11 protein-coding genes and 1 pseudogene are annotated in these 11,871 nt (G+C 67.1%); 9 read left to right on the top strand and 3 right to left on the bottom strand.

Annotated elements, in window-relative coordinates; translation table 11 throughout:
• The first annotated feature begins 4 nt into the window (after positions 1-4).
• Positions 5-778, top strand: coding sequence for an SDR family NAD(P)-dependent oxidoreductase (locus tag ACZ4S3_RS36400; protein WP_467942588.1), 774 nt, complete (start codon positions 5-7; stop codon positions 776-778).
• Positions 779-2,495: 1,717 nt separating this feature from the next.
• On the opposite strand, the gene ACZ4S3_RS36395 is transcribed toward ACZ4S3_RS36400, so the two are convergent.
• Positions 2,496-3,458, bottom strand: a complete 963-nt coding sequence (locus ACZ4S3_RS36395; RefSeq protein ID WP_467942586.1) for a ScbA/BarX family gamma-butyrolactone biosynthesis protein — start codon at positions 3,456-3,458, stop codon at positions 2,496-2,498.
• Between the two features lie 156 nt (positions 3,459-3,614).
• Between ACZ4S3_RS36395 and ACZ4S3_RS36390 the strand changes: the two genes are divergently transcribed.
• Positions 3,615-4,301, top strand: a complete 687-nt coding sequence (locus ACZ4S3_RS36390; protein ID WP_467942583.1) for a ScbR family autoregulator-binding transcription factor — start codon at positions 3,615-3,617, stop codon at positions 4,299-4,301.
• A gap of 236 nt (positions 4,302-4,537) precedes the next feature.
• On the opposite strand, the pseudogene ACZ4S3_RS36385 reads toward ACZ4S3_RS36390, so the two are convergent.
• A pseudogene (locus tag ACZ4S3_RS36385) lies at positions 4,538-4,728 on the bottom strand (OleI family self-immunity macrolide glycosyltransferase); the annotation flags it as partial.
• A 1,589-nt stretch (positions 4,729-6,317) separates the two neighbouring features.
• Here ACZ4S3_RS36385 and ACZ4S3_RS36380 point away from each other — a divergent pair.
• The 6 genes from ACZ4S3_RS36380 (at position 6,318) to ACZ4S3_RS36355 (ending at position 10,339) form a co-directional block, all read left to right on the top strand.
• Positions 6,318-6,980, top strand: coding sequence for a ScbR family autoregulator-binding transcription factor (locus tag ACZ4S3_RS36380; RefSeq protein ID WP_467942579.1), 663 nt, complete (start codon positions 6,318-6,320; stop codon positions 6,978-6,980).
• A 182-nt stretch (positions 6,981-7,162) separates the two neighbouring features.
• On the top strand, positions 7,163-7,768 hold the full coding sequence (locus ACZ4S3_RS36375; RefSeq protein WP_467942662.1) for a cytochrome P450: 606 nt from the start codon (positions 7,163-7,165) through the stop codon (positions 7,766-7,768).
• Positions 7,769-8,053: 285 nt separating this feature from the next.
• Entirely contained in the window at positions 8,054-8,782 is a 729-nt protein-coding gene (locus ACZ4S3_RS36370; protein ID WP_467942577.1) for an AfsR/SARP family transcriptional regulator, read from the top strand.
• Between the two features lie 57 nt (positions 8,783-8,839).
• Positions 8,840-9,553 carry a ScbR family autoregulator-binding transcription factor gene (locus tag ACZ4S3_RS36365; protein WP_467942574.1) on the top strand — a complete coding sequence of 238 codons (714 nt, stop codon included), beginning with the start codon at positions 8,840-8,842 and terminating at the stop codon, positions 9,551-9,553.
• A 166-nt stretch (positions 9,554-9,719) separates the two neighbouring features.
• Positions 9,720-10,115, top strand: a complete 396-nt coding sequence (locus ACZ4S3_RS36360) for a hypothetical protein (protein ID WP_467942570.1) — start codon at positions 9,720-9,722, stop codon at positions 10,113-10,115.
• Positions 10,115-10,339: an Imm51 family immunity protein gene (locus ACZ4S3_RS36355; protein WP_467942568.1), complete on the top strand. Its 225-nt coding sequence runs from the start codon at positions 10,115-10,117 to the stop codon at positions 10,337-10,339. The genes ACZ4S3_RS36360 and ACZ4S3_RS36355 overlap by 1 nt, the downstream gene beginning before the upstream one ends.
• Before the next feature lie 257 nt (positions 10,340-10,596).
• Here ACZ4S3_RS36355 and ACZ4S3_RS36350 read toward each other — a convergent pair whose 3' ends face one another.
• The gene (locus ACZ4S3_RS36350; protein ID WP_467942566.1) at positions 10,597-10,881 is read right to left on the bottom strand and encodes a hypothetical protein; all 285 of its coding nucleotides are present in this window, start codon (positions 10,879-10,881) and stop codon (positions 10,597-10,599) included.
• Between the two features lie 88 nt (positions 10,882-10,969).
• Here ACZ4S3_RS36350 and ACZ4S3_RS36345 point away from each other — a divergent pair, with 88 nt between their 5' ends.
• Positions 10,970-11,443, top strand: coding sequence for a MarR family winged helix-turn-helix transcriptional regulator (locus tag ACZ4S3_RS36345; RefSeq protein ID WP_467942562.1), 474 nt, complete (start codon positions 10,970-10,972; stop codon positions 11,441-11,443).
• Positions 11,444-11,871: the final 428 nt, after the last annotated feature.

Below are 11,871 nucleotides of genomic sequence, written 5' to 3'. Positions count from 1 at the left end.
CGGCATGACTCATCAGCACGGACTACTGTCCGGCAAGGTTTCCCTGATCACTGGAGCAAGCAGTGGGATTGGCGCGGCAACCGCGAAGCTCTTTGCAGAAGAAGGTGCGACGGTGGTGCTTGCGGCTCGTCGGGCAGACCGCCTCTCCGCTCTCGTATCAGAGATTCGTCAGGCAGGAGCCGAGGCGGCGTACATCACCATGGATGTGACGCAGGAGGAGGATGTGAGGCGTGCCGTTGAATTCACCATGGAGAAGTACGGGCGCCTGGATCTGGCGTTCAACAACGCGGGCATCGGATGTGATCAGGAGTCCATGCACCTGATGAAACAGGATACGTACGACGAAGTCATGGGAACCAATGTCCGTGGTGTATGGCATTGCCTGCAACACGAGATTTCCGCGATGCTCCACAATGGCGTGGGCGGCTCCATCGTCAACAACAGCAGTGTCGCCGGGCTGCAGGCAATCCCTGCTGCCGCACCGTACATCGCCTCCAAGCACGCCGTCATCGGGCTCACCAAGGCAGTTGCGGCCGAATATGCGCAGCACGGCATCCGCGTCAACTCCGTGGCGCCCGGCACGACCCGCACCGAGATCGTTGCCGGCTGGTTCGACCGGAACCCGGGGATGGAGGAGCGGTTGCACCATGCGACTCCACAGGCCCGTACCGCCGAACCTGAGGAGATAGCTCAGGCCGTCGCCTGGTTGTGCAGTGACCGGTCCTCCTTCGTCACAGGCGCGGTAGTACCCGTGGACGGGGGATACACCCAGGTGTGACGCCCGGCACCGGAGACTCCCGTGCCGGATGCCATGGGCCCGTCGCACACTGTGAGCGGGCCCGCCACGCCGTATGGGGCATCTCATGAGCCCCCCGTACCGAACACGGCCTGAGCGTAGGCCCGATTGACCGTGTTGCTCCCGAGGAGGCGGTCGAACGCCCCTGCCGCCTCACACCAGTCAGCCTGGCTGCGGGCGCTGACGAGCAGTTCGTTCCCCAGCGTATCGGGCAGTTCGACGCCCTCGCACAGAGGGCGGATCCCCTCCAGAGCACCCTGCCCGGAGGCTGTCTGCCGGTAGGCGAACCGGGCCAGTCCCTGGCGCAGTCCATCACGGATGGTGGCGGCGCCGGCCGGCGGGGGCCCGGACTCCTCGTAGCAGTACTCGCGGCGGCGCAGGGCAGCGCTGACGCGTGAATCCCGGTCCTGTTCCGCGGCCTCGCTGCGTGCCGCGGCTGACCAGATTTTCTCCGCTCCCCTCAGGCGGTATGCGAGGAACGCTGACGGGCGACGGATATGCCGTGAGGGGGCCGCGAGGCTCAGCCAGGAAATGCGCGGAACCGCCGCCTTGTGCAGCCACGGTATGCGTCGTACGAGCTCGGCAGCCAGACGGTATCGGCGAGCAATGAAGTTTCCCCGGCCACACCGCTGCGGTGGTGAACTCGATTCGTCATCCCTCTCCGAGGGAGAAGTATTACAGTCCGCAGGAGCACGATGTGAAGGAGAAACCTCCTTTGGGGTGCGACGGGACCGCCCGGTCCGATTCACACGGCGCTTCTCTCTCTGTCCTGCCGCAGCCTTGGCTGCCAATGCGGAGATCAGCTTTCGGCCGCGCTCGGCGATGACGACCACACGCCGCAGAATCCCTTCTCCGAGAGTCCTGATGCCCAAGGCCGTGTCGAACTCCACGGGAATGACTCGCGCAAACTCCGAAGCCAGCGGGGGAAGTCCACGCCGCCGTCCATCTTTGCAGACATAGGTCAAGAGGCCCGTGGCTCTCAGGGTGGCCAGGTGGTACTGAACTGTTCTCTCACTGACTTTCAGACGCCGCATCATGTGGGCGATGCCGGGGCGGCACGAATTCAGTTCAGCCAGAACTCTCGCCACTCGTAGTGTGGTTGTGTGAAAGCGTGGATGCACTCTCGTCTCGTGTGCCCAGTGCACGGCTTGCAGTCATCAAGAGGAGTCCCCGGAGAGCCGCCCCTTTGCGGTGGTCACCCACGGTGCGTGGACGGCACCATGGCCGTGTGCGGGTGGTCCGGGGAGCGTTCAGCCGGCGTCGGCTGTGCAGGCCGATCTGGCTCACGGCCATCTTGGGGCTAACACGAGGCAGGCAGCTCGATGAGTCATCATGCGCGAGTTCTCCTGTGCGGAGGCATGACGAAGCTCTGGCAGAACTTCGAGTTTGGCGGAGCTTCGGGTTCGGCGGAGCTTCGGGTTCGGCGGAACCGTTGATGTTCGCTCGCGGCCGGGCTTGGACCGGCGCCCCTTGCGGGGCAGCGGGACCAGCCCATATGCGTTGCCGCATGCATGTCCCTTTGCATTCCGCGTACAGACTTGGCACCGGCGCCAGGGCTGTAAGCGCGTACGGGGATCACCACGCGTGTGCGACACGGCCGCGCGCCAGACGGGGAAATTTTCGGGGGACGCCGCCGACTGCGACGTTCTGGCGGTACGCAGAGCGCACACCGCTGATATCCCGCGGCGATCGCCCGGCATCAGCAGCCGGGGCCGGGGCCGGTGAGCATGGTGGTGAACACCGTTTCGCCGTTCTGGTGGCCGGTCACGCACACCGCGGCGGCGCCCTCGGCCTCAGCGGCGACGGGCCGCGCTTCGATCCAGCACGGGCTGTCGAACTCGACGTAGCGGTCGAAGACCGTGGTGACGGCTGACGGCCGGAAGGTCCCCGGTGATGTCACCAAGCGGGCGGCTTGCTGGGCGGCCTCGATCATAACGAGACCGGGTAGGTGATCGACCGGGTGGTCGTACAGCGCAGTGTTGCGGAAGTCACCGCGCAGGAGCCACCGGCTGACCTTGTCCGTGGGAGTCAGCACCACCTCGACATCGGTGGTGCAGTCCACTTGAGCCGGCGGGACGGGAGCCGGTAGCGGCGGTTGGTCACGCACCGCCTCGGCGTGAGCGCCCCGGAGGCGGCGGTAGACCGCCGGGGGAATCCATCCGAAGCTGGTGGCCGCCGTGCCGACCTGCTGTCCTTCGTAGTGGATGCTCATCGTCAAGTGCAGACCGCTGATGGAGTTGCCTCGCGAATTGGTGTTTTCGCAGAGGACTTCAAGAATCAGGTTGACCGGTTTTTTTTCAGCCTCCAGACGCTCCACGTCGATGGCGAAGTCGAAGGTACGCAGCAGTACCGCATGCGTCAGTGGGGCCCCGAACTCCGCGTGTGCGAGCAGCAGTGCCGCCTGCCGCACCGTCTGGGCGGCCTTCATGGCCCCGCTCCGGAATCCGCGGCCCGGCACCCCGCTGCCCGGAGCCGGCCATGCGGCCATTACCTGGAAGTTCATGGCGCCGGTGCGACGCCAGTCGGTCGCCAATACGGAGTCACCGTACCGGAGATGGACAAATTCTTTGGGTACGCGCGGACTCTGTTCGATGGCGCGTCGCGGCGCAGGCGGTGCGGCAGAGCTGTGTATACGGTCGGGTCTGAGCAAAGGCCTGGACATAGGTCCCCCCTAGGTACCTCAAAGCAGCAGAGCTTCGAACGGCTGGTGATAAGATACGTACTAACCGGTTTGATTTTCAATGCGACGCCGCACCGAGCTACGAAGCACCTGCTCGAGCGGGGAGGCAATGCGCATGCGGTAACAGGGAGAGTCGTCATGGCGAAACAGGCACGAGCGATACAGACCCGTCGGCAGATCTTGAATGGGGCGGGCCTTGTGTTCGACCAGCTCGGATACGAGTCTGCGACCATTACCGAGATTATCGCGCGGGCGGGCGTAACCAAAGGTGCCCTGTACTTCCACTTCGACTCCAAGGAAGCCGTGGCCCGCGCTGTGCTCGATGAGGCCGTCACCACTGAGGGCGTCGTGTCGCAGGACTCCAAACTGCAGGAGTGCGTGGATGTGGGGATGGTGCTCGCTTACCGTGTCCCCCGAGAGCCGATGCTGAGTGCGGCCATTCGCCTATCGGCTGACCAGAAGGCCCGCGCTCTGTTCGGCACCTCGTGGACGCCCTGGGTCACCTTCATGGGAGAACAGCTCGCCCTGGCCAAGGAGCAGGGCGAACTGCTGCCGCACACCGTTCCGGAGGAAACCGCGATGGTCATCGTCGCGGCATGGACCGGCATGGAGATCGTCACCTCCGATCTCGATGATGGCGAGTGCCTCCAGCGCCGAATTTCCAGGCTCTACGAACACATTCTCCCCAGCGTCGCCGTGCCGGGTGTCCTGGCCAAGCTGGACACCTCACCGGACCGCGGCACCCGGATCTGGGAGGCGTACCAGGAACAGGCACGCCGGGACGCGGAAGCCGGCGGAAGCGTCGATATGCCGATTTCCGCCTGAAGCACCGTCTGCCACAGCGCCCCGGACCTCGCCTCCGCTGGTAGGGCAAGCCCGCCCAGCTCGTGACACGCGGCTAGTTCTGCCGGACTGGGCACGCCAGTTCGGCAGAACCAGGCGGCGCTAGCCTCCCGCCCGCGACGCCTGCCATGCGCGGCGCCCTGCGCCCCCGATGGTCACGAGGGCGGTTGCCGTTCCCACCCAGCGGTCGTGGGACGGTTCAGGGGCGTGCGTGGTCAGATCTCGCGCTGAACGGCGGCCGACCGTGCGCGATGTCCGGGCCGAAGCCCACCTCGAGCCACAGCCTTGCGCAGCGCCTGGCCAGTCCTTCTGCGGCGTTCATGATCTGCTCCGCGATCTGCGTACGGCCACCAGCGGAACGGCGTTGCTCAGCGCCTCGGTGGGTGCCGCCCATCCCTGCAGCAGTGATCACGACGGTCCGGTGGCGCCGGTCCACCGCGTGCTGGTGGCGGCCCAGGACCCGCGTCGGGACGAGCCGGCCACGGACGTCGTCGACGTCATGGCCTGGACGGCTACAACGCCGACCGTGGCCCGGCGTCCAGGCCAACCGACGGAATTCGCCGGCCTGCTGAAACACGGCCGCCGCCGAGCGGGGTCCCGCGTAGGGATGTGGCGATTCCCGGTGAACTTTCGCACGCCCGTGTCGCTGGTCCGGGTGCAATCCGGTCTGGCCGGGCCGATGACCAGGTGGAAGCCGGTGAACGCGATGGTGCCGTCCGGCCAGGAGAAGGTGAGGTCGGAGCAGACGACGGACGTGACGGACGTGGTTGACATAGACATAAGAGGTCCTCCGGGAGGGGGCGTGGTCTCGACACGGAAGGGAAGGCAGCACACGCGGCCCGCGCTGCGGCGGGGAGGGGCGGTAGGGGCACAACCGGCCGGGAATCTGGGCCGGGGCAACCGCCGGAGGCGGCCCCCGATAGGCGGGGCGTCGTCGTGGTGTCTTCAAGACCTCAGAAGAGCAACAGCCTTCTCAACGAACGGCAACAACTGTCGTCTACGGCGTATATCAACTCTCGGTGGGAGGGAACCCGCACGGAGATCCGTACTCCGGCGTCGCAGGTCGCAGGTCGCAGGTCGCAGGTCGCAGGTCGCAGGTCGCAGATCGCAGTGTCAGAGCGGCAGGCGTGGCCTGCCATGCCAACTGCGCACCTCCGCACTCTTCTTGAGGGCTTCCTTCTTCTGGAGGGCTTCCTTGCTGGCAGCCGGCAGGAAGCGCGGGCAGGTCACCCCGTGCCTGCTACGCGCCGCGCGCACGCGGAGAGCCAATCCCCAAGAACGTGAACGACGTGTGCTTATGCGAGCTTTGCCGGTTCGCGTCCTTGCAGTGGACAATCCGGGTCCTGGTCGGATGCAGCCGCAGTCCGACCTCCTCCATCCCGCTCCCCAACTCCCAAGCCATCCAGGCATCGAACGCGGAGGGCGGGAACGGATTCGCCGGCAGGGGCTCAAACCGAAGGTGTGAGCCTCCACTGCATTGATCACGAAGCCCCGAGGCGCGCTGTCGAAGGACTTCTGAATGCCGAGATCGACAACCCAGTCGCTCTTCCAGCAGCGTTCTCGGCATTTCTCCACCGCGTCCAGTGCCGACCTTCCTGGACGTCACCCGTGGGGGGCCGGATGGAACTGCGCCTGCACCGCGCGCTCCAGCCGAGCAGTGACCACGGTCTGCGCGACCCTGTCCGAGGCAGAAGGGGCGCCGAGAATCCAGGTGCCTCCGCCATGCGGCTTCCGGATCTGAACTGCTCGCACGCGCACCTTCGTTCCGGCGGCTGCTCCAGGCCGCCAGAGCGGTCGCGCCCCAAAAAAAGCCGACCGGTCTGCTTTTTCTTGGCAAACAGTCGCATCGGTTTGTAATCTAAGTGCCTGGCGCGTGCCCCTCTCTGCCGGATCTGCGGCCGCGGTCGCGTCTTTTGCCTCATCCCCCCACCCGTCGGGACTCGAGCAGCCCGCTCCATCGACGGCCCTGCCGCTGAACGGCCTACGTCTGGAGCCTCCGTGACGCTGAGACAGCAACGAGCCCTTCGAACGCGCAATGAGTTGGTGCGCTCGGCGGCCGAGGTCTTCGATCAACAGGGCTTCGCCGCGGCGTCACTCACCGCCATCAGCAGGCAGGCGGGAATGAGCAACGGCGCTCTGCACTTCCACTTCGAGTCCAAGGACGCCCTGGCCGCCGCAGTGGAGAGCGCGGCGGCCAAGCGGCTGGGTGCGATCGCCGAGCACGCACTCGGCCGGGAGGCCTCCGCGCTGCAGGCCCTGGTCGACGCCGGTCATGCGCTCGCCCGCCGGCTGCGCGAGGACGTCATCGTCCGTGCTGGTTTCCGCCTGGGCGGGGAGACGGCACGCGAAGCCGGTGCCGACCTGCGGGGGCAGTGGCATCGCTTGGTTCATGAACTGCTGCTGAAGGCGCGTGACGAGGGTTCCCTCACCGCCTCAGTGGAGCCCGCCGACGCCGCGGCCGCCGTCGTGGCGGCGACGGTGGGTATGGAAGTCCTTGGCCGGCACGACCCGGCGTGGTGGGCATCCCGCTCGCTCGCCGCCTTCTGGGGTCTGCTGCTGCCGAGGCTGGCGGCGGGTCCGGTGGAGAGCGGCCAGCTCAACTGCGCCGGAAGCGACGGCGTCGAAACCGGGCTCCCGCGAACGCCTCGCCAGGGGCGCTGAGGCCCGGCTCCGCCCGCTGCCAGGCGCCCCGTTGGGGGCGTCCGCGCCCTGGTTGAGGGTGTTTCGAAAAATAGTTGTACGCCGTACAGTGCAACCTAGGACCGGACGCTGTTCCGCAGCTGGTCGGACCGGATGCTGTCGATGCAGGTCGACGACCCGGTGGACATGACGACCCGGTGGACATGCAGTTCGGCGACGAAGCGGGCGAGGACTACGAGCGGTTGGTCAAGGAGCCGCTCAAGGAGATGGGCGCCTACCTCCAGGAGTACATCGACGGCCGTCGCGCCAACCCTGGCGACGACCTGATCTCCCGCCTGGTGGCCGCCGAGGTGGAGGGCAAGCGCCTGATTGACCGTCAGATCGTCGAGTTCGGTGCCCTGCTGCTGATGGCGGGCCACGTCTCCATCTCCTTGCTGCGGGGCAACACCGTGCTGTGTCTCGAGGAGAATCCGCAGGTCACGGCAGAGCTTCGGGCCGATATCCCGCTCGTTCCGGCGGCGATCGAGGAGGTGCTGCACTACCGTCTCCTGATCACGCTGATGGCCCGCGTCACGACGCAGGAGGTCACGGTGGGCGGAGTAACCATCCCGGCCAACCGCATGGTGACCCCGTCGCTGCTTTCGGCCAACCATGATGAGCGCGTCTTCGCCGACCCGGAGCGCTTCGATCCGCGCCGCGGCAACAACCGGCAGGTCGCCTTCGGCCACGGCATCCACTACTGCCTGGGCGGTCCGCTGGCGCGGCTGGAGGGCAAGGTCGCCCCGGAGGCGCTGCTGCGCAGGCCCTGAGCGTTGAGCAGTCGGCAACGAATCGGGAACTGACAAGCTCTCACATAGCCGGACCAAATGGCGCGGCAATGGAAACCGGTCGATCGGTTCGTTTTTGACAAACCGGCTAGTCTGTTTTTAAATCTGGAGAGACGGGGGTGGCGTCACGCTGTGGCCCGTCAGGGAACGCCCACAGGGGAGAGAGCATGGACATCGCTGTGCTGGGATCGCTCTCGCTACGGGAGTGCTGGAATCTCGATCGCGCCGACGGCACCCAAACCGCGCCAGCTGCTGGCGGTGCCGGCCATGCATGCCGATCAGGTGGTGCCCGTGTCCGTGCTGATCGACGAGCTGTGGGGCGTCGTGCCGCCGCGCAGTGCCCGAAATACCCTCCAGGTGTACGTGCTTCAGCTTCGCGAGCTGATCGCGGCGACCCTGGAGCGCGGCGGTGACCGGCAAGGTGCGGACGCCAAGAGCATCCTGGCCGCGGCGCCCGGTGGCTACCGGCTCGACAGTCGGGGAGGCGCCCGCGACGTACGGGAGTTCGAGCAGCGTGCCGCGGCCGGATACCGTGCCATCGCCGCGGGCGACTTCCCCGGCTGCTCCCGGACGCTGCGCGAGGCGCTCGGTCTGTGGAAGGGCGCTGCCTACTCCGACGTACGGGCCGGGACCCTGCTGGAGATGGAGGCCAAGCGGCTGGAGGAAGCCCGGCTGCGTGCCCTCGACCAGCGGATCGAGGCGGAGCTGCGGCTGGGACGCCACCGCGAGCTGCTCGGTGAGCTCTCCCTACTCGCGGTCCGCTACCGCCTGCACGAAACGCTGCACCGGCAACTGATGGTGGCCCTGCACTACTCGGGCCGCCGGGGCGAGGCGCTCGCCGTCTACCAGCGGCTGCGCGACACGCTGATACGGGAGCTGGGGCTGGAGCCTTCTGCGGGACTGCGTCGACTGCAGCACGCGATCCTTACCGCGGCCCCCAGGCGGTCCGACACCATGACGGACGCCGGCTCGGTCCGGCTGGCACACGTCGGCTGACCTCGACCAGAACTCCCAGAACAACCAGAACAACCAGAACGGTACAAGGAGAGGTTTGTGGTGCAGCAGAGGTCGGTGCTTACCCGGCGGAGGCTGGTGCGGGCCGCAGCCGAGACCTTCGACCGCCTGGGGTACGCGAACGCGACGCTGGAGGCGATCTGCGGACAGGCGCGGCTGACCAAGGGGGCGCTGTACTTTCACTTCGGCTCCAAGGGCGAACTGGCCGGCGCCGTCCAGGAAGTCGGCCGCACCCAGCTGGCGCGGACGGTCGAGGAGCTCATGGCCCGCAGCGGATCGCCCCTGCAGACTCTGATCGACGTGATGCACTGGCTGGCGCAGCGCATGCGCGACGACAGCAGCGTCCGGGCCAACTTCCGCCTCGCCAGGGAGAACGACGGGGAGCGGTCGGCGGCCACGGACTTCTACCAGCTGTGGATGTCCACCGCCTGGTCCCTGCTGAGCCAGGCCCGGGCGGTGGGCGAGATCCGCGCCGACGTCCCGGAGCCGGCACTGCAGACGCTCGTCGCCACCACGGTGTGTGGCGTGGAGGCCATGGCCAGGACTGGCCTGTCCTGCGAGGAACTGGCCGTGCGGGTGGCCTCCCTGTGGGATCTGGTCCTTCCCCGCCTGGTCACCGAAGAGCGGCGCGGGTCCCTCTCCGTCGGTGTGCCGCGCTTCCTTGCGAAGGCCGCATCTCCCTCCTGGGAGGTAGGGGTCGGCCGCAGTCGTCCCTACGACGGAGTCCGGCACGCGCCCGCTGCTCCGAATTGACCAGCAGGCCGGGAGGAAACCCCTCCCCACGACCTTGACGGCGGGCCGGAGAACCATTGCCAGGAGCGACTGTCCGGCCTCCACGGCGCCATCAGAATTCCCGTGTACCCAAGCCGGGTTGGAATCCTGACGACCGTGGAGACGCGCTGTGCCCGACGCTGCTTCGGTGACCAAGACGCAGAATGCACGAAATACCGGTCCACTCGTGGACGATCGTGGCCGGGGCGCTGTCGTGGGCAATGGCGCAGAACGGGCAGTCGGGCCGCGGGTATTTGCGGGGGACCGGCGGCCGGTTGATGTGGTGGTGGGTGACCGCGACGCGGACACCGTGGGCCTGGAGGCGCTGGCCGATCGCGTCGGCGATAGCGGGTGCCCTTTTCCGAACCAAGAGAACGATCTTGTGGTCGGCGCGTCTCCTCCATGCTGCCGCGCCGTCGACGATGGATATCGTCGCGCCATGAACACGCATGATCTGGCACCGTTTCTGCTCGAAGACATCGAGTTCGATCCCGGTCACAGCCTTCGGCTCACAGCTATCGGCTCACGGACTGGCGCGAGCTGATGCCGACGATCCAGACTGCGGGCCGAGAGGGGAACGGCTATACCTGGGAAGGCGTCGCGCGACTCCTCGTGACCCGGCAGCTGCCCGATGCGGGGGACCAGTTGGAACACGATTCCGAGTCCGGGATGTTCGCCGTGTACTCGTCGAATCGCAAGGCCCTTGAAGCCCTGGGCATTCTCATGCGCGATCGTATCGATCGCCGGAGCGATTGGGCGTCCTCCTGACCTCGGCCGATCCGGACTTCTTTGACGACTGACCCCGTTCGGTCCGACGCCCCGCTCACGCAGGGTCCGCAGACCGTGCTTCCGCACTTCGCAGGCCAGGTAGTAGGTGAACTCCTGGCGGCGAAGCCCCGTCTCCACCACGGTCTGGCCAACGGCAGCGTTCCGGGTCAGGGGCGGCCGCGGCAGTACGGATCCTCGCTGCCGTCGGGAGCGAGGCCCGCCGGCCCTTTCACGAAGAGGCCGGTGAACCCTCCGCGCTACACAGAGTCGGCGAGGATCCGTTTCACCACGGGGGAGCGGGGCTCGAAGACGTCGAGGAGGCCGATGGTATGCAGGGCGGGGGCGAGTTCCCGCATCTGCGTGATGAGGGTGGCGTACTCGGGGGTGCCCTCGATGAGGCCTTTGAGTCGTTCGGCGTTGGCGACGAATGCGGCCACCGAACCCTTGCGGACGGTACGCCCATTGATCTCGGTGGAGTCGATTCCCGCGGGCAGGACGTCCTCGGGCCGTGTGGCCGGCTGGTGCGGATGTGAACGCGGCATGACGATCCTTTACGTGTTGAATGAACGTGCTTTCTGCACGCATGTGACGCTAGCAGGACTCCGTGCTTTTTGCACGTACCATCGAGGGGTGAGCGAACCAATCCGCGACAGCACTTCCGCCGCCCGCGTGGCCGCCGCCATCGGAGCTCTGACCCTGCGGGCCACCCGCGCCGGGCTCTACAGCCGCCTGACCGCGGGAGTGGAGGGCGTGGACGCCACGACCTACCCGGTGTTGTCCGGACTCGACCGCGTCGGGCCCGCCACCGCCACCACACTCGCCGAGGCGATCGGAATGGACCGCACCGTCACCACGCGCTACGCGACCCGGCTCCAGAAGGCCGGGCTCATCGCCCGCCAGCCCGACCCGTCCGACGCCCGCGCCACCCGGTTGGTCCTCACCGCGGACGGTGAACGGGCAGTCGTGGCCCTGCGTGACGCGATGCAATCCTTCCTGACCAAGGAGATGGCAACGTGGCCACCAGGCGAGGCCACCGCCTTCGCCATGCGCCTCGAACGTCTGACGGAGACCCTCGCGCACCCCGACGCGGGCCGCACACCCTGAAGTGGACCGCAGGCTTCCCGCAACGACACCAGAGCCCGGCGCGCGCTGATCCGGGGCCGGCGCCGCACACCTACCGGGCCATCAGCTCCGCGGTGGTGCCGATCGCGTTGTCCCGTCTCAGCTGATCTGGTCTGTGGGTGGGGCTGTGACCTGCGGCGACCGGACGGGTTGAGGCTTCAGGGCGCCGAAAATCTCGTCTGATCAGGTCCTGGGCGCGCGGATGCTGGTGGTCTTTTCGGCTGATCTAGTCCGACCTCACGGTTTCGTTTCGACGTGCGGACTCAAGAGCTCGGCCACGAACCAGTGAACGCGGCCAGGTCCTGACGTGTCGTGAGGGGCTTTCGCGTACGCGTCGGAGAAAGCGGGCGTGGGCTGGCATGCCTAGCGGGCGGAGTGTGCAGATGCTCGCCTCCATCCTTGATGCCGAG

It is taken from the genome of Streptomyces sp. NPDC028368 (genome assembly GCF_055565615.1).
Note: the sequence above shows the minus strand (reverse complement) of the source record. Positions and strands in the feature narration are given on the sequence as shown.